This window comes from Kineobactrum salinum, assembly GCF_010669285.1.
GTDB classification, from domain to species: domain Bacteria; phylum Pseudomonadota; class Gammaproteobacteria; order Pseudomonadales; family Halieaceae; genus Kineobactrum; species Kineobactrum salinum.
On the sequence record NZ_CP048711.1, the window covers coordinates 4,285,372 to 4,303,206 of the forward strand.

Sequence of the window (17,835 nt, forward strand, 5' to 3'; positions counted from 1 at the left end):
TGGTACCCCGCCCATGACCCGTTATGCTCTGTTTCTCGCCGCGCTCGCCCTGCTTGCTGCGGGCTGCGGGCCCTCACCTGCGCCTGGATCAGCGGACAATGCCGGCACTCCCAGCGTGGCCGAATCACCCGGCGAGGCGAAAGCTGCCGACGGACGCTATATTTCGTGGCATGAACATCTGGTCGACGATGAACAAACCAATGGCGGTACCGCCATCAGGGGCGCCGACGGGCTGGTGATGGCAGACATTGACCGCGACGGACACCTCGACATCATTTCCGCGCATGAGGACTCCAATCACCTGCGCATCGCGTTTGGTACTGAACGGCCCGATGTGTGGGCGAATGTCACCATAGGGCAAGGCGCGGAGGTCGGAGCAATCGAGGATGTCGCTGTCGGCGATATCAACGACGATGGCTGGCCAGACGTGATGGCCGCGAGCGAGGAAGCGCACCTGGTCTACTTCCAGAACCCAGGCGACGGCGCGCGAAAGGAACCCTGGGGCCGGCTGATACCCGAGATCACCCAAGGCCGCGGATCCTGGCTCCGGGTGTTCATCGCCGACATGAATCAGAACGGGAGAATGGACATTCTGGGGGCCAACAAGGGCGCCGCCGATATTATCGATCCGGCCGGGCCGCAGACTGCGGAGCGCCCGACTTCCCTGTTCCTGATCGACGGCGACCCACTCGATCAGTCGAGCTGGCGCGAACAGGTGTTGGCGACGCAGCTCGTTCCCAATACCGCCATGCCGGTGGATATCGACGGTGACGGGGACCTGGACGTGCTGGTCGCCGACCGGCTGCGCCTGGAAATGGCGATACTCGAGGTAGTGGGTTTTGAGGACGACGGAAACCTCATCGTGCAGGAACATCCGATCCGGATCGTACCCGGCTTTGCGGCACCGGAGGACTGGCAGGGGGTCTCCAGCGCTTTTCAATCCGTGTTCGCGGATCTCGACGGGGACGGGCGGCAAGACCTGATCGTGGCAGTCTATGAGACGCCACAAGCTGTGCCTGGGTCGCCCTTGATGGCTGGCTTGGGCTGGCTGCAACAGCCTGCGAGCCTGGACCAGCCCTGGATCTATTTCCCGATTGGCGACACTCTGCCGGACTTTGTCGCCGGTATTGCCGTCGCCGACATCGATGGCGACGGACATCTCGACGTGATTAGCGGCGGCTACTCCGGGCTCAACATTCTGGCCGGCGGATTTTCTGGCGCTTCACGCAATGAAGATGATCCGCGTGTCACCGCCTCCTCGACTGTGGGGCGGATTGCCTGGTTCCGGAATCCGGGCGATCCGCGTCTGGGCTGGCAGCGCCACGACATATCGCGGCGGGTCCGCGGCATGTATGATGCGTTTGTCCCGCTCGACCTGGATGGTGACGGCGACGTCGATCTGGTAGCGACACGCGGCAACAGCGGCGAGTACGACGGCGTGTTCTGGCTGGAACAGCTGCGTACACAGCAGCCCGCTGCGGCATTTTCGCCGGCAAGAACCCAGGACAGCCGCGCGTTGCCACTTCCCCCATCGGACTGGATCGAAAGGTACGAAGAAGAGGTGACCTTTGTGGCTCCCAACAAACTGGAGCAGGAATGAGCCGTTGCCAAGTGTGGCAGCGGTCGACCCGCTGATTCAACGGGTCATGCGGCTCATGGTAGCGTGAGTTTGTTCCTGGGCAGGGAGAATCATGCTGGTGACCAGTTGCCGCGTATCCGGTGACAGTTTGTCGATCTCGCCGCGATACTCGTTCAGCCCCCGATCCTCGCCCTCTTCAAGCGCCCCAGCATGGATTTGTCGCCGAGAGCCTTGGCGCCACCTTCCACCAGTTTGGCAAAACTTCCCCACATGCCCGAGCTGTCTGTGGGATCGCCGCCCAGGGCCACGATACGTTCCCTGAGCAGATCCACGCGCTGGGCATGGGATTGGCGCAGCTCACTGAGCTGTTGCACGACCGCGGGGTCCGGTTTTTTGTCGATACACTGGTCGTAGGTTTCCACCGCCGACATCTCGGACTTGAGAAATTCGTTGAGTGTGTTGATGTCATCGTTCCGATTGGAGTTTTGCATATCATGTCTCCTCGTTGTCCAGTCCCACAACGAACCAAGCAAAGGGGATGCCAGCTCCCCACAGTACCGTAAAAACGCAGGGCGACGCCCTTTCTGGCCCTGCACTATGCTCACCTGATGTCGGTACCGGTAAAATTCCCGGGGGCCCCGGTAAAAATCCCTGTTGCCTGAGCATGTGCGGCCGAGTCGCCCGACCAATTATCCAGCGGTGCGCCTTGCAAGTCCTGAGCGGCTGACATCGCCACGCAGTGCCATCCATCGCATCAGGTCCTCGCGTCGGACCAGGCCCAACGCCGATGCGGGTTGTGGCCCACTAGCTCAGCAAGGTTCGCAGTCCCCTCTCGAGCAGGCCCCGGGCGAGATCGAGTTTGTAGCCGTTGTCCGGCAGAGGGTGGGCTCCGTGGCCCAGAGCATCACGTGCGGCCCCTATCTGGTCGCCGGTACCGGCGGTGCCAGCCAGGGCCTGTTCGCAGTACACCAGCCGGCGCGGGATCTGCGCCAGACCGGTGGCGGCGATGCGCACCTCGTCAATGGTGTCGCCGCTGCGCTGTAACACGATAGCGATGCCCACCAGCGCAAATGCCCAGGTCTTGCGCTCCATGGCCTTCAGGTAAATACTGCGCCAGTTGTCGGGCAATTCCGGGATATCGATGCCAGTGATTATCTCGTCGGGCGCCAGTACCGTTTCCTTGCGCCGCTCGTCTTCGGGTGGCTGATAGAATTCGCGCAGCGGTATACTGCGCTCACCAGCCAGGCCGAACAGGACGACCTCGGCGTTCAGTGCCAGCAGACAACCGGCGAGGTCAGAGGGATGGATTGCCCGGCACGGACTGTCGTCGAAAATGGCATGGTGCTCATGATGCCCTTCGATCGCCGGGCAATCTGCTCCTCCCTTGAGCCAGCAATGGCTGCGGGAATTGCGGTAGTACCAGCAACGCGGCCGCTGCAGCAGATTGCCACCCAACGTCGCACGGTTGCGAATCTGGGCGGTTGCCGTTTCCCTGGCTGCCTGGCGCAACAATGAACAGGGACCTTCGAGCAGTGGGTGGTCGGCAATCGCCGCTATCGTCGCCAGCGCGCCAATGCGGATGTGGCCCGCTACTCTCCGGATGTCATCGGGCACAGGGGCTCGCTTGATGTCGACGAGGCGGGATGCGCGCAGCACATCGGCCTTCAGAAGCGGCAGCAGATCCGTGCCCCCGGCAAGCAGCCGGTCGCCGGCGGCCAGTCCGGCGACAGCTTCATCGAGCGTGGCGCTGGCAGTGTAGCTGAGCGGTCTCATCGTCCCGTCCCCGACTGTTTCAGTGCTTCCAGCAGGCGCCGGCGCGTCAGTGGCAAGTCTCGCAACCGCACACCCAACGCGTCCCTGACCGCATTGGCTATCGCCGGCGCCGTCGCAATCATGGGTGGCTCCCCGAGCCCCTTGATGCCCAGCGGGTTTTCGGAAACGTCCGGCAAATTGACGACTGCATGGTTGATAGGTGGTACGTCAGCTGCGGTGGGAACGAGATAGTCCTCCAGGTTGGCATTGAGCACCAGGCCGGTGGCATCGTCGACCAGCCGTGCTTCGGTCAGGGCAAATCCCAGGCCCTGGGTGACACCGCCGATGACCTGGCTGTCGGCCAGCAGGCGATTGACGACGGCGCCGCAGTCCGGTGCACATGTTAACCTCAGCAGCGTGATCTCCGCGGTATCCAGATCCACTTCCACTTCCGCGCATTGCACCGCGAACGTACAGGTAGCGACCGCACCGGGTTTGCTCTGGATTGCACTGTTGGCCCGAAGTGATCCCGGGGGAGCCGCGCCAGCCAGTTCCCGAAGCGGAACAGCGGGACTCTCGGCCGTGCCGGCGACGGTACCATTTTCCAGTCGCAGTAGCTGCAGCTCGGCCTTCAGCTCTTGCGCGGCGAGTGTCAGCACCTGTTGCCGGACCTCCAGGGCCGCTGCGTGCACGGCGGGCCCCAGCGTGGCCAGGGTCGCGCTGCCGGCGCTGGGCGGTGCATACAGTTCGGTCGCCGTATCGCCGATCACAACCTCTACCTGATCGACGGGCAGATCCAGCGCCTGGGCGGCGACCTGCGCCAGCACAGTACGGGTACCCGTACCGATGTCCTGGGTGCCGCTAAGCACACTGACTGAACCGTCCGTCTGGACGATGACGGTGGCATATGCAGGCGGGTTCCTGCTGCCTGCCGGCCATACACTGGCGGCCATACCGATACCGCGGCACTTGCGCGGTGTGGCGGGCTGTGACCGCACCGGCCAATCGAAGTCTTGCCGCGCTGCGCTGTAGCAGCGCCGCAGCGCCTCGGGAGAGGAATACACCTTGTCGCGCATCTGGTCGCGGGAGCTGTAATTGCGCTCACGCAGGGCGAAGGGATCGAGCTCCAGCTCGCGGGCCAGGTCATCCATCGCCTGCTCCAGGGCAGCGGTCCCCTCGACATAGCCCGGTGCGCGAAAGGCTACGGCCGGGCCGGTGTTGCTGTAGTACTGCCGCTGTTCTGTGTATACGTTGTCACAGTCGTACAGCTGCTGATAGCAGCCGGCCACCATGCTGTTCTCGCCGCCCAGGGTATAGGCGCCGCCGTCGATATCGATCGTCGCCGCGATCGCGCACAACCGCCCATCCCGGGTCGCCCCCAGTCTGAGCTGCTGGCGGGTTGCGTTGCGGTTGCCGGCCGCCAGATTCTCTGCCTCGCGGTCCAGCATCAGCTTCACCGGACGATTGCTGCGGCGGGCGAGAATGGCTGCGATCACGGTTGGCTTCCAGTCGACCTGCTTGGCGCCGAAGCCGCCGCCGATGTGTTGTGCGTGGACCCGTACCCGGTTCAGTGGCAGGCCCAACTTGCTCGCTACGTTGTCCCGCACTGTGAATATCGACTGGGTGGATACCCAGAGATTGAGCAGTTCGCCATCCCACCAGGCGTTGCAGCCATGGGGCTCCAGCGCATTGTGCAGTGCAGTCTGGGTGGTCCAGGTTCCCGCCACCACCACCTCGGCGGCAGCGAAACCGGCCTTGATGTCACCGCGGGAGTAGATCCGTGGTTTGGCGGCGAGATTGCCGGGTTTGTCCGGGTACACCAGCGGCGCACCGTCGCGCGCGGCGTCATCGAGACCGACCACGGGTTCCAGCACCTCGTAGTCGACTGCGAATGCGCGCAGGCCATCCGTCGCCGCTTCCTCACTGTCGGCCGTGAGCGCGGCGATCTCGTCGCCGACGAACCGCAGCTCCTCGCCCAGAGTGGGCACCTGCTCGCCATACCAGTAAAAGCCGGGGTCATCGCCAGGGGTGATCACGTCCCTGACGCCCGCGACCTTGCGCACCGCGCAGTCGTCCACCTGCCGGACCCGTGCCCGGGCATGGGGACTGCGCAAAATGCCGGCATACAGTTGTCCGGGCAACAGGATGTCGCTGCTGTAATGAGCGCGGCCGGTCACCTTCTGGTGGGCTTCCCGCCGAGGTACCGACATCACCGGGCACGGCGGCGTATCAGTCATCTTCGGATCCGGCCGCGTTCGCGCCGGCAGCGGCGAGTGACTGCGCGGCCTGCAGAATATGACGATACGCTCCACAACGACAGAGGTTGCCGGCGACCGCCTCGGTGATCGATGCCTCGCTCGGCGACGGGTCGCGATCGAACAGCGCCGCGAGGCTCATGATCTGTCCTGGGGTACAGTAGCCACACTGCAGCGCATCGTGTTCGATGAACACCCGTTGCAACGCGCCGACCGTATTGCCGGTGGCACCGCTTTCGATGGTGGTGAGCTGTCGCTGTTCGCATTCTACCGCCAACACCAGGCAGGAATAGACAGCGGCGCCATCGAGCAGCACGGTGCAGGCGCCGCAGTTCCCCATTTCACAGACTTTCTTGGCGCCGGTAAGGCCGCAATCGATGCGCAGCGCATCCAGCAGCGTACGGCGCGGCTCCACATTCAGCGCGTAGCGCTGGCCATTGACCTGCAGAGTGAAAGAGGTATATCCGGACTGGGCTTCGATGATTTCCATGGTCTTGCGCTGCCGTTGCATATCTACAGAAAAGGCTAGACCCGATCAGTGTGTAGTCAAGGTGATTTGCCTGTACAGCGCCGGACAGTGCCGTCAGCAAGCGCCCCTGTCGTCTGTGTTCGCCGACGCCGGGCGGTGCGATACTGGTATTTCTGCTCGGCCGCAATTCCATCTGGCATGTATATTGAATCGATTATTTTCCGGTGCTTGCAGTCTGGTTTGCCCGGCGATGGACCGCCATGTTGCCAGTAAAATCACAGTGATGGGACGTAACAATGGATATTGACACCATGAGCTTTTGGTTGAGCCAGCCGGCAATCCGGCTGGCGCTGGCTGTCCTGGCAGCCCTGATGATTGGCATCGTGACGCACAAGATCGTGTATCGTCTGCTGCTGCGGCTTACCGCACGGCTCCCGTCGGCGAACCTGTTTGTCGGCTATACCCGGCCTCCCGCGATGCTGTTGTTGCCCACTGTATTTGTGTTGCCAGTCTGGCTGGGAGCGCCCGATTGGCGGTGGCTTGCGGCACTGCAGCACGCCAATGCGCTGGTGGTGATCGGTGCGCTGACCTGGATGGCCATGGCGCTCATTCAGGGTGGGATGCAGGTGATTATTTCCCGGCACCCGCTGACTGTGGCTGACAACCTGGCGGCACGGCGTATCTACACCCAGGCCCGGGTGATAGGCCGCAGCGTGCAGCTAATCGTCTTGCTGGTCGGGGTCGCGATCATGCTGATGACGTTTCCCGGGGTAAGGGCGGTGGGGGCCAGCCTGCTGGCATCGGCCGGACTGGTCGGCATTGTCGCCGCGGTGGCGGCCCAGCCAATGTTGAGCAACCTGATGGCGGGACTGCAGATCGCGCTGAGCCAGCCCATACGCATCGACGATGTTCTGATCGTGGAGGGCGAATGGGGGCGGGTGGAGGAAATCACCGGTACCTACGTGGTACTGGCGATCTGGGATTCGCGCCGGCTGATCATTCCCCTGCAATGGTTTATCCAGCACCCGTTCGAGAACTGGACCCGCAGAACCGCCGAATTACTGGGTACGGTCTTTCTCTGGCTGGACTTTAGCACGCCGCTGCAACCGCTGCGGGCGGAACTGCAGCGAATCTGCGAACAGGCGCCGGAGTGGGATGGCCGGGTAGCCTCGATCCAAGTGACCGATGCCAGTGAGCGGTGCATGCAGCTGCGGATACTGGTATCTGCCGCCGATTCCGGCCGTGCCTGGGAGCTGCGCTGCCGGGTGCGCGAGGCGCTGATCAGTTTTCTGCAGCGGGAGCATTCCGGGGCCTTGCCGCGCTACCGCGCGGAGCTCGATATTGTGAACCGGCGAAACTCGCAGACTGAGAAGATTGATCACTGAATCCTGTCAAAACTCATCCGGGTCTCAGTCAGTTTCCAGCACTGCCACCGGTAGCCGCGCCAGCAGGGCTGCGAGTGGCAGCGAGCCCGCCGCGCCCTCGGGCCGGAACCTGATACCGGTCAACACATCCCGCAGACCGCCAGAGCCATACTCGCCCAGCAGCACGGCGCCAGCGTAGTCCTGGCCGAACGGGTAGCGGCCACCTGCTGTGACGGTGGCGGCGCAGGCCACCACGGTCACTATTTGGGAGCCGCCCTGCGATCTCGCGAACGCGCAGACAGTGTTGCCGTCAGCGCCCGTCACTTCCAGCGGGTGGTAGCTGGCGCTCTTGAAGAGCTCTGCCCTGCGGCGGCGCAGGTCCAGCAGTCGCCAGATGATGTACAGTTTGATGCGGGCATCGGACCAGGTCGCCGACAGTTCGCTGACCAGGCCGGCCGGATCGTGTGTCGCCTGCGCACTGATTTCCCTGAGCAGCCTCGTACGCAGCTGGTAGTCGACCTGGCCGCGGTTGTCGGGATCCACCAGGTGCAGATCCCACAGTTCAGTGCCCTGGTAGATATCGGGAACACCGGGCAGGGTGAACTTGAGAGTGGTCTGGCCCAGGCTGTTGACGACCCCCAGTGGTGCAAGGCCTTGTGCAAACTCCCCCAGTTCCAGCGCAAAGGGGGTATCCGGAGTGTGCAGCAACTGGTCGACGAAGCCGGTCACAGCGCTCTCATAGGCCTCATCGGGATGCAGCCAGCTGGAATTGAGCTTGGCCTCGCGCAGTGATTTGAGCATGTATGAGGAGATTCGCTCCCGGTAGTGGGCCAGTCCATCGTCATCGGGTTTGCCGCCGTCACTCCAGGCCGCCGGCCAGCTGCCGACCAGGGTCTGGTACAGAAAGTATTGTTCGTTGCGGCTGGGAACTTGCTGCTCATCCAGCACCCGCAGTTTGCTGCGATTCAAGCGGGTCCATCGGCGCACGGCCAGTTCCCATTCCCGCGGTACTCTGGCCAGCGCATTGAGACGGGCGCGTACGTCCTCACCGCGTTTGCTGTCGTGGGTGCCAGTAGTGACCATCGCGTGGGGCCAATGCTCGGCGCGGTCCGCGATGAAGTGGTGGAAACCTGCCATCGACGAATCCACACGGCGCGGATCGCCGCCCACTTCATTGAGAGACAGCAGTGGGAAGTAGCGATAGAAGGCGGTGTCCTCCAGGCTTTTCGCCATTACCGGTCCAGTGTACTGCTGGAATTTCATCGCAATGCGCAACACCTCGTTGCGATTGAAGCCACTGCGGGGCCGGGCCAGGTCTGTGCTCAGGATCCCGCGCAGGAACTCGAACAGGGCGGGATTGATCAGAGAGTTGTTGCGCCTGGCGAGGCCGACGGCCCAGTCGATATCACGGCGATCGGCGGGATCGGGACCGGCCGCGGTGGTATAGGTGCGGTAGACCGGGAAATACACCACGATTTCAGTCAGGGCGCTGTGTATCGCGGCCAGAGTAAAGTCCCGGGTGTGCCAGCTGGTTTCCGCCAGACGGGAAAATCGGTTGGCGAGCACCTGTATCTCGCTGGCCAGCACATGCTCGATGACCTGCCGTTTGGCACGGGTGAGGACCTCATCGAAGCTCTCCTGGCTGCTGAAACGGAGATAAAAACGTTCCAGTGCAGCCAGTGTCGCCGGTGGCAGGAACAGCCTGTTGATATGATTGAGGGCTTCGTAACCGGTGGTGCCGGCTACCGGCCAGTCCGGCCGAGGTCGCTCGTGGTCGGCCAGAATCTTTTCCATCAGCAGATACAGCGGCTGTGCGCTGTTTGCACTAACTGCCATTGCCGCCCGTTGCAGCTTGCGGCAATAGCCGGCGGGATCGTACAGGCCGTCGACGTGATCGATGCGCAGCCCGTCGATCCTGCCTGCTGCAAGTAGTTTCAGCATCAGCCTGTGGACGTCCTCGAACACCGCTTCGCGCTCCACGCAAATACCGGCGAGATCGTTGATATCGAAAAACCTGCGGTAGTTGATCTCGTCAGCTGCCACACGCCAGTAAGCGAGGCGGTAGGTTTGGCGTTGCAGCAGGCGATGCAGATGGATGAAGCTGGCACCGCGGCCCGGTACACCGTTGTACTGCTGCAGGCCGTGTTCGATGGCCTGCAGCAGCTGCGGATGTTGTTCGAGCAGGGCAGCGAGGCGAGCTTTCAACTGCGTGGCCTGCCGCCGCAACTGCTGCTGCCGCGCCGCCGAAGCTCCACTGATGCCCAGGGTCCGGAATTGCTGGGCCAGCGCCTGCAGCTCCTCACGAGGCGCCAAAGCCGGCGAGACCGCGATGACCGTGGCCAGGATGCCGGCGTAGTGACGCGGTCCGATCGGGTAGAGGTGTTCGTGGTAATGCACGGCGAAACTGCCCTGTGATGGATCGCAGCGCAATTGCAGTTCGCCGGCCTCCAATACTGTGCCGTAGATGTCTCCCAGGAATGGCAGCAGCAGCTTGCCGCGAACAGGGGCGGTGGCCTGTTGCCAGTCAATATCGAAGTAAGGGGCATAGGGCGATGCCTGACCCCACTCCAGCACATCCAGCCACCAGTTGTTGTCTGCCTTGCCGATACCCATGTGGTTGGGAACGAAATCCGGTATCAAACCCATGCCGTGCCCGGCCAGCGCATCGGTCAGCGCGGCAAAGCTGTGTTCGTCGCCTACCTCGGGATTGAAGCTGTTGTGGTCAGTGATATCGTAGCCGTGAGTACTGCCTGCGCGCGCCTTCAGAAACGGGGAACTGTAGAGGTGGCTCACTCCGAGTGCATCGAAATAGGAAAGCTGCGCAGACGCATCATCAAAGGTGAAGCTGCTGTTGAGCTGCACACGATAGGTGGCTCTGAGCCGTGGATTCTGCAACATGGCTTCATTCATGGGTGCTGTCGCCATTGCCCGTCTCCCGCTTGGCCATTGGGATGTCGCGAGCCGGCTCGCCATGGTCCGCGCAGTGCAGATACCAGCTTGTGTGCCAGGGCGGAGCCAGCCAGCGGCTACCCTGGGGCTGCAGGCTGTTGCTGGCAAACAGGGGCTGGTCCGGGGTCAGGCCGTCGGCATCGACTTCAATCGCGGCATCGGCAAGATTGGCGAGCAGGCTCCAGCGCATCGCGCCGCTTCGCCATTCCACCTGCAGATACCGATCGTCTGCCAGTACTCTGGCCGTCCCGCGATTGAGCGCGGCCAGCACCGGCAGCAGGTGTTGGTGACGCAAGGCCAGTAACTGTTGATAGTAGGCCAGCCAGTGCTGATGGTCGGGCTGGGTCAGCTCGCTCCAGTCCAGACAGCTGGCCTGGTAGGTTGCCGGCGCATTGGGGTCGGGAATCTGCTGCGAGGTATCCCCGGCCGCGAATTCGGGGAAGTGGCTGAATTCCTCCCTGCGGCCATCGCGCACGGCTTCAGCGAGTTCATGGTCAAAATCACAGAAATAGAGGAAGGGCCGGCGGGTAGCCCATTCCTCACCCATGAACAGCAGTGGCGGTGACGGGGCCAGCAACAGTATCGAAGTCAGCGCCTGCCGGGGCGCAGCGGGCGCGAGCACTGACAGGCGATCACCGCAGGCCCGGTTGCCGATCTGGTCGTGATTCTGCATGAAGGCGACGAAGGCTGACGGCGGCAAATGGTTGCTGGCCTCGCCGCGGCAGCTGCGGCGATAGGGCGAGTATTCGCCCTGATAGGCAAAACCCTCGGCCAGGCAGCGGCCAAGGCGGCGCAGGCTGTTGTCGGCGTAATCCTGGTAGTAGCCATTGCTTTCGCCTGTCAGCAGCAGATGCATGCAGTGGTGCATGTCATCATTCCACTGCGCGTCATAGCCGGGTCGGACATCGTGCCCTGACTGCAGGTAATGGGCTGCGTTGTGGTCATTCTCCAGGACCAGGTGAACGTGGCGTTCACTACCTGTCAGCGCGCGGACCCGGCTGGCCAACTCCTCCAGGAAATCCGGGGCCGAGCTGTCGTGCAGGGCATGCACGGCGTCGAGACGCAAGCCATCAAGATGATATTCGGTCAGCCAGTACAGCGCGTTGTGGATGAAGAACTCGCGCACTGTGCCGCTTCCTGCGCCGTCCAGATTGATGGCCTGGCCCCAGGGCGTATGATAGCGGTCGGTAAAGAAATCCGGGGCGTAGGCATGCAGGTAGTTGCCTTCCGGTCCAAAGTGATTGTAGACCACGTCGAGCAACACCATCAGGCCGCGTTCATGCGCCGCCTGGGCCAGGTGCTTGAGGTCTTCCGGCCGGCCGTAGATGCAGCTGGGCGCATAGGGATAGCTGCCATCGTAACCCCAGTTGCGGCGACCCGGCGCCTGTGACACCGGCATCAGCTCCAGCGCAGTCACCCCCAGTTCCAGCAGATGGTCGAGGCGCTGTATTACACCCCGATAGCCCGCCTCGGGACTGAAGCAGCCCGGATGCAGTTCGTAGATTACCGCTTCCTCCCAGGGGCGTCCCCGCCAGTGCCCGTCACGCCAGGCGAAGCTCCCTGGCACAATCACTTCGCTGGGGCCGTGTACGCCGTCCGGTTGGTAGCGACTGGCCGGATCGGGTACCCGCATCCCGTTGTCGAGTACAAAGCGGTACAGGCTGCCGGCGCCACACTCGTCGATACGGGCGTGAAACCAGCCATCGCTGGCGGCATCCATGGGCGCGCTGCGCAAGTCCCCCTGAGGTGTGGTGTATTCGATTGCCAACTCTGTCATGGCAGGCGCCCACAGCCGGAACAGGGTGCTGTTGTCTGCGGCTGTCTCGCAACCAAAGGGCATCAGGTGTTGCCGTTTCATGAACTGCCCTCCCGCTCACCGGAATTGGAGGAAGGTGGGGGCTTGCGTTGTGGCCCCGGACCATCAGCACGAAGGAATGGGGATTGACGGTGTAGTTGCAGCCCTCTTTATGAACCGAACCGACGCCGAAGCTGTTGTGGTGCCAGGTGTCGAATACGACCTGCCAGCGGCCGGCGGGGTCCAGGGTCGGCAACTGATAGTCAATGGCGTCGTCCTGCGCGTTCAGGATGACCAAAAAGGTGTCGTCCGGCTCGGGCTCCCCCTCTGCGCTCAGGTGATACTCTCCCGCTTCGCCACTGAGCAGATAGGCCAGCCATTGAGTGCAGGGCTCTTCCCAGTCCTGCAGTGTTTTTTCCTGGCCGTCGGGGCGCAGCCAGGTGATGTCCTTGACGGCGGTGCCGGGCAATGTCTCACCTTGGAAGAAGCGATAGCGATGGAATACGATATGGTCCTGCCGCAGCTGTGTCAGCGCGTGCACAAAATCCCGCAAATGCTCGCCATCCTCATCGATTGTGGACCAGTTCAGCCAGCTGATCTCATTGTCCTGGCAATAGGCATTGTTGCTGCCGCGTTGGCTGCGGCCGAATTCATCACCGGCAGTCAACATCGGCGTGCCTTCGGACAACAGCAGGGTGGCGAGCAGGTTTTTTTTCTGGCGCAATCGCAGGGCGCATATTTCGGGGTCGTCGGTCTCGCCCTCGGCACCGTGGTTATAGCTGTTGTTATTGTCGCTGCCATCCTGGTTCTGCTCGAGGTTGGCATCATTGTGTTTCTCGTTGTAGCTGACCAGATCGTGCAGGGTAAAGCCGTCATGGGCGGTAAGAAAGTTGATGCTGGCCCAGGGGTGCCGGCCCCGGTTGTTGAAAATGTCGCTGGAGCCGCTTACCCGGGACGCGAGCTCGGCGACCAGCCCGTCATCACCCTTCCAGAATCGTCGCACCACATCGCGGTAGCGATCGTTCCACTCTGCCCACCCCGGCCGGAAATCCCCGAGCCGGTAGCCGTCGTCGCCCAGGTCCCAGGGCTCGGCGATCAGCTTGACCCGGGAGAGGACCGGGTCCTGTGAGACTGCGTCGAGAAAACCCGAGTGGCGGTCAAAACATTCCTTGTCCCGTGCCAGGGTGGTGGCCAGGTCGAAGCGAAAGCCATCCACATGCATTTCCTCCACCCAGTAGCGCAGCGAATCCATCACCAGTTGCAGCACGCGGTAGTGGCGCAGATTGAGGGCATTGCCACAGCCGGTAAAATCGTTGTAGAAGCGCGGCTCGTCTTCCAGCAACTTGTAGTAAACAGCATTGTCTATGCCGCGCAGGCTCAGCGTCGGCCCCAGGTGATTGCCTTCCGCAGTGTGGTTGTACACGACATCGAGCAATACCTCGATATTGGCTTCGTGCAGCAAGTGAATACAGGTCCTGAACTCATCCAGCGCGCCGGACGCCAGGTAATTCGGATGCGGCGCAAAAAAGGCCAGCGTATTGTAGCCCCAGTAATTGTGCAGCCCACGAGCGGCCAGCTCCCGCTCATCGATGAAGGCGTGGACCGGCAACAGCTCGACCGCGGTGATGCCCAGACTGTGGAGGTAGTCGATCACCGCCGGGTCTGACAGTCCGGCGAAGGTACCGCGGTACTGGGGCGCCACCTGCTCGTTGTTGACAGTAAAGCCCCGTACATGCATTTCATAGACGATGGTTTCGTGCCATTGGCGTTGGGCGGCAGGTCGCGTCCCCAGGTGAACGCTGTATCGACCACCTGACACTTGGGAATGCCCTGGGCGTTGTCGCGAGTGTCGAAGGACAGGTCTTCCCCGGGGTCGCCAATGCGGTAGCCGAAGTGCGCGTCAGTCCAGCGAAAGGGCCCGGACAGCGCCTTGGTATAGGGATCGATCAGCAACTTGTGGTGATTGAAGCGGTGGCCTTGTTCGGGCGCATAGGGTCCGTATACACGATAGCCGTAGAGCTGTCCCGCACGTATGTCGGGCAGGTAGCCATGCCAGACCTGGTTGGTGTATTCCGGCAATACAATGCGCGTCAGTTCGCGGCTGCCCGACTCGTTGAACAGGCACAGCTCCACTTTCTCCGCATTCTCCGAAAACAGCGCGAAGTTCACTCCCCTGCCGTCCCAGGTTGCTCCCATGGGGTAGGGTGCGCCGGGCCATACCCGGATGCCATTCGCAGCGTTCACATGTTCTCCTTGGCGCAGCAGCGCCTGTTGTCAGTTCATCGGACCGGGGCCCGGTTCGTGGCCTTGCCCGCTCGAAAAGCCTCGCCTGAGTCTTTCTACATTCTGTCGATAGGGGTCACTGTTTCTGTGCGGGTCAGCCATTGATTCCCGCCTCACTGCAGTGATCCAGCCAGTCCAGCAGACCGGCCACTGGAATGTCGGCCCAGGCCGGACGGTGATTGGCCTCATAGATAATCTCGTAACAGGCCTTTTCGAGGATGAACAGGGCCAGCAGGCGATCAAACTCCTCTTCCGCCACAGGGCAGGAGCGGCAGTCCTGGATGTGGTTGCGGTAGCTGTCCAGCAGCGTCTGCGTAGCGAGTCGGCACCAGTGTCTGCAGGTTTCCAGGGCATCGCCTTCCGGGTTTCCGGCATGGCGCTGGTGATAGGACTTCGCCGCTGCGTGGCCGGCGTAGTCGATGGAACGCATCAGCCCTGCCAGATCCCGCAGGGGTATCTGCTTGGCGCGACGCTCTGCAATCGGCCGCATTGGCTCGCCCTCGAAATCGACAATGAAGAAATCCTGTTCAGCCAGCAGCACCTGGCCCAGGTGCAGGTCACCATGACAGCGGGTACGCAGTGCGGTGGGGCGTTCGGGGAGCAGGGTCCTGGCCAGGTGGTCGATTCTGGTCCACTGCAGCAACAGCTTGTCGATATTTGCCGACAAGGCGGGTTCGATGTCGCCCCTGAGCAGCGTCTGCAGGCTGGCGTGGGCACTGTCGGTGTACTGTTTTATCTGCAGCAACAGGTAGTTGTGATCCTGCGGTGAAACCTCTTCTGCACCAAAGGCAGGGTCTTCGACGGGCATTGCGAAGGCGTGATGCAGCTCGGCAACGCGTTGCCCCAGTGTTTCCATCAACGGCAGGAAGCCCGCATGATCGTGGTGTTGGGAAGCATCCGGCTGTATCGACAGATGAATATCATCGAGATGGCGCGACAGGTAGTCGATGCTGAAATGCCAGCCGTCCCCCTGATTGGGAATAAAGCCCTGCAGTACTGCAAGTGCTGTGGGCGGCCCGGCGTCGGGAACCAGTTCGATGGCCCGAACAATGGTGCCGCATGAGCATAGCCTGCCACCTCGGTGAGGAAACGGCCGATCTCCAGTTCTGGATGGACGCCGCCCTGTAACCTCCGATAGGCCTTGAGCATCACGTGTTCTCCCAGGCGCAGCGAGGTATTGCTCTGCTCTTCGTGGTTGCGTGTGACAGGGGCGGAGGCAAGCTCCACCGTGTCGGGAAATGCGGCCGAGAGGCTGAAGCGTATGGGGCCGTAGCTCTGGCTGCCCCCTCTGCTCACCGGCCCGAAGCCCGCGATCAGCCCAGCGGTGGCGAGGTCGTCCCCCAGAGCATCCAGCAGAAAACCGGGACGACTGCCACTGCGAACGCGGGCCAGCGCCAGGGCGATGAACAATCGCGCGTCACGTTCCTGATCTTCCCATTGAATATCCAGTGGCAGGAAGTACTGCTGGGAAGAGCCGTCCCGCAGCGTTACGGAGAAAATGCTCAGCAGACAACCGGTGTCGTCGTCACGCAGCGACTGGGACAGCACCAGGCTTGTACTGTCGATACCGGCCTCCCTGCCGGCGAACCAGCGTTGGCTCTGCAGATATTCAGGCACTACTTTCGTTTCGAGCTGCGTTTTTGGCTGCCCCTGCCGCAGGCTGCCCCAGATTCGCGGCAGTACCAGGGTGGCCAGTTCGGGCAGGGCCAGCGCGGGCTCCACGTGCCAGCTGGGGGCCTCGGCCTCTGTCGCCAGCTGGAACCAGTAGAAACCATGGGGAGCGAGGGTCAGGAAATAAGGCAGTTCGCCCAGCGGTGGAAACGGACTGTTGCCGAGCAATTCGACCGGAATGCGGCCCTGGAACGACGCCAGGTCCAGTTCCACGGGTTGGGCGGTGCGCGACAGGTTGGCGACACAGAGTATGACCTCGTCGCCGTATTCGCGCAGATAGGCCAGCACTTTGCGGTTGCCGGGGTACAGAAACCGCAGGGTCCCGCGACCAAAGGCCGGCTTGGACTTGCGTACCGCCACCAGGCGGCGCATCCAGTTGAGGTAGGAGGAGGGGTTGCGGCGCTGGGATTCCACGTTCAGGGCCTGGCAGCCATAGACCGGGTCCATGATGACAGGCAGGTAGAGTTGGGCCGGGTCCGCCGCGGAAAAACCGCCGTTGCGATCCGGCGTCCACTGCATGGGGGTGCGTACACTGTCGCGATCACCCAGGAAGATATTGTCGCCCATCCCGATCTCGTCGCCATAATAGACAATCGGCGTTCCGGGCATCGACATCAGCATGCTGTTGAGCAACTGCAGCTTGTTGCGGTCGTTTTCCACCAGCGGAGCGAGACGGCGCCGAATACCGATATTGACCCGCATGCGCGGGTCGCTGGCGTAGAAGTTCCACAGGTAGTCCCGTTCGCTGTCGGTCACCATTTCCAGCGTCAGTTCGTCGTGGTTGCGCAGAAATATCGCCCACTGGGCGGCCTCGGGTATGGCCGGGGTCTGGCCCATGATGTCGGTCACCGGATGACGATCTTCCTGCGCCAGCGCCATGTACATTCGCGGCATCAGCGGAAAATGAAAGGCCATGTGGCACTCGGGCTCATCTTCATCGCCGAAATATGGCATCACATCCTCGGGCCATTGGTTGGCCTCGCCGAGAAACAGGCGGTCGCTGTAATTGTTGTCCAGCCAGCGCCGCATTTTTCTGAGGATGGCGTGGGTTTCGCCCAGGTTTTCGTTGTTGGTGCCCTCGCGCTCGCAGAGATAGGGGATAGCATCCAGCCGCAGGCCATCGACGCCCATGTCCAGCCAGAACTTCATGACATTGATGACCGCAGCCAGCACTCGCGGGTTGTCGAAATTCAGATCCGGCTGATGGGAAAAGAAACGGTGCCAGTAATAGGCCTGGGCGACCGGATCCCAGGCCCAGTTGGAGGTCTCGGTGTCGGTGAAAATGATCCGGGTATTGAGGTACTTCTGGTCGGTGTCGCTCCATACATAGTAGTCGCGCCGGGCAGAGCCGGGTTTTGCCTGGCGGGCGCGTTGAAACCAGGGGTGCTGGTCCGAGGTGTGGTTGATCACCAGCTCGGTGATTACCTTCAGCCCGCGCCGATGGGCCTCGCGCAGGAAGCGGCGAAAGTCCTGCATCCTGCCGTAACGGGGATTGATGGCCTTGTATTCGGCGATGTCGTAGCCGTCGTCACGCAGGGGGAGGGATAGAAGGGCAGGACCCAGATCGCAGTGACTCCCAGTTCGGTAATATAGTCCAGCTTCTGGATCAGTCCCGCAAAGTCGCCCGTGCCGTCGTTGTCAGAGTCAAAGAACGCCTTGATATGCAGCTGATAGATGATCGCGTCCTTGTACCACAGGGGGTCGGTGTCAGGCATGCG

At 62.2% G+C, this 17,835-nt stretch carries 11 protein-coding genes and 2 pseudogenes; 2 read left to right on the plus strand and 11 right to left on the minus strand.

Annotation, left to right across the window (positions count from 1 at the left end; translation table 11 throughout):
- Positions 1 to 13 precede the first annotated feature (13 nt).
- Positions 14 to 1,600: an FG-GAP repeat domain-containing protein gene (locus G3T16_RS19090; RefSeq protein ID WP_163496625.1), complete on the plus strand. Its 1,587-nt coding sequence runs from the start codon at positions 14 to 16 to the stop codon at positions 1,598 to 1,600.
- A gap of 152 nt (positions 1,601 to 1,752) precedes the next feature.
- On the opposite strand, the gene G3T16_RS19095 is transcribed toward G3T16_RS19090, so the two are convergent.
- From G3T16_RS19095 to G3T16_RS19110, 4 genes are all read right to left on the minus strand, one after another.
- Positions 1,753 to 2,070 (minus strand): DUF2383 domain-containing protein, encoded by a 318-nt coding sequence (locus G3T16_RS19095; RefSeq protein ID WP_163496626.1) that lies wholly within the window; start codon positions 2,068 to 2,070, stop codon positions 1,753 to 1,755.
- 313 nt (positions 2,071 to 2,383) lie between these two features.
- Positions 2,384 to 3,352: an FAD binding domain-containing protein gene (locus tag G3T16_RS19100; RefSeq protein ID WP_163496627.1), complete on the minus strand. Its 969-nt coding sequence runs from the start codon at positions 3,350 to 3,352 to the stop codon at positions 2,384 to 2,386.
- Positions 3,349 to 5,568 carry a xanthine dehydrogenase family protein molybdopterin-binding subunit gene (locus tag G3T16_RS19105; protein WP_163496628.1) on the minus strand — a complete coding sequence of 740 codons (2,220 nt, stop codon included), beginning with the start codon at positions 5,566 to 5,568 and terminating at the stop codon, positions 3,349 to 3,351. Before G3T16_RS19105 ends, G3T16_RS19100 begins: the two co-directional genes overlap by 4 nt.
- On the minus strand, positions 5,561 to 6,076 hold the full coding sequence (locus G3T16_RS19110) for a (2Fe-2S)-binding protein (RefSeq protein WP_163496629.1): 516 nt from the start codon (positions 6,074 to 6,076) through the stop codon (positions 5,561 to 5,563). Before G3T16_RS19110 ends, G3T16_RS19105 begins: the two co-directional genes overlap by 8 nt.
- A gap of 290 nt (positions 6,077 to 6,366) precedes the next feature.
- Between G3T16_RS19110 and G3T16_RS19115 the strand changes: the two genes are divergently transcribed.
- On the plus strand, positions 6,367 to 7,440 hold the full coding sequence (locus G3T16_RS19115) for a mechanosensitive ion channel family protein (protein WP_197911754.1): 1,074 nt from the start codon (positions 6,367 to 6,369) through the stop codon (positions 7,438 to 7,440).
- Positions 7,441 to 7,464: 24 nt separating this feature from the next.
- Here the strand turns inward: G3T16_RS19115 and treY are convergent, their stop codons facing one another.
- From treY to treS, 7 genes and pseudogenes are all read right to left on the minus strand, one after another.
- Positions 7,465 to 10,344: a malto-oligosyltrehalose synthase gene (gene treY / locus G3T16_RS19120; protein ID WP_163496631.1), complete on the minus strand. Its 2,880-nt coding sequence runs from the start codon at positions 10,342 to 10,344 to the stop codon at positions 7,465 to 7,467.
- Positions 10,322 to 12,226, minus strand: a complete 1,905-nt coding sequence (gene treZ, locus G3T16_RS22175; protein WP_163496632.1) for a malto-oligosyltrehalose trehalohydrolase — start codon at positions 12,224 to 12,226, stop codon at positions 10,322 to 10,324. The genes treY and treZ overlap by 23 nt, the downstream gene beginning before the upstream one ends.
- 118 nt (positions 12,227 to 12,344) lie before the next feature.
- Positions 12,345 to 13,901, minus strand: a pseudogene (gene glgX / locus G3T16_RS19130) (glycogen debranching protein GlgX); the annotation flags it as partial.
- Positions 13,814 to 14,407, minus strand: a complete 594-nt coding sequence (locus G3T16_RS21355) for a GlgX family protein (protein WP_197911756.1) — start codon at positions 14,405 to 14,407, stop codon at positions 13,814 to 13,816. The gene G3T16_RS21355 and the pseudogene glgX, both read right to left, overlap by 88 nt.
- 133 nt (positions 14,408 to 14,540) lie before the next feature.
- On the minus strand, positions 14,541 to 15,305 hold the full coding sequence (locus G3T16_RS21360; RefSeq protein ID WP_197911757.1) for a phosphotransferase: 765 nt from the start codon (positions 15,303 to 15,305) through the stop codon (positions 14,541 to 14,543).
- On the minus strand, positions 15,302 to 16,168 hold the full coding sequence (locus G3T16_RS23255; RefSeq protein WP_408610756.1) for a maltokinase N-terminal cap-like domain-containing protein: 867 nt from the start codon (positions 16,166 to 16,168) through the stop codon (positions 15,302 to 15,304). Before G3T16_RS23255 ends, G3T16_RS21360 begins: the two co-directional genes overlap by 4 nt.
- 51 nt (positions 16,169 to 16,219) lie before the next feature.
- Positions 16,220 to 17,832 (minus strand): annotated as a pseudogene (gene treS / locus G3T16_RS23260) (maltose alpha-D-glucosyltransferase); the annotation flags it as partial.
- Between the last annotated feature and the right edge of the window lie 3 nt (positions 17,833 to 17,835).

Coding starts and splice junctions, on each gene's coding strand:
- treZ (WP_163496632.1), bottom strand. CDS start 12,226: ATGAAACGGCAACACCTGATGCCCTTTGGTTGCGAGACAGCCGCAGAC.
- G3T16_RS19100 (WP_163496627.1), bottom strand. CDS start 3,352: ATGAGACCGCTCAGCTACACTGCCAGCGCCACGCTCGATGAAGCTGTC.
- G3T16_RS19090 (WP_163496625.1), top strand. CDS start 14: ATGACCCGTTATGCTCTGTTTCTCGCCGCGCTCGCCCTGCTTGCTGCG.
- G3T16_RS19105 (WP_163496628.1), bottom strand. CDS start 5,568: ATGACTGATACGCCGCCGTGCCCGGTGATGTCGGTACCTCGGCGGGAA.
- G3T16_RS19095 (WP_163496626.1), bottom strand. CDS start 2,070: ATGCAAAACTCCAATCGGAACGATGACATCAACACACTCAACGAATTT.
- G3T16_RS19115 (WP_197911754.1), top strand. CDS start 6,367: ATGAGCTTTTGGTTGAGCCAGCCGGCAATCCGGCTGGCGCTGGCTGTC.
- G3T16_RS19110 (WP_163496629.1), bottom strand. CDS start 6,076: ATGGAAATCATCGAAGCCCAGTCCGGATATACCTCTTTCACTCTGCAG.
- treY (WP_163496631.1), bottom strand. CDS start 10,344: ATGGCGACAGCACCCATGAATGAAGCCATGTTGCAGAATCCACGGCTC.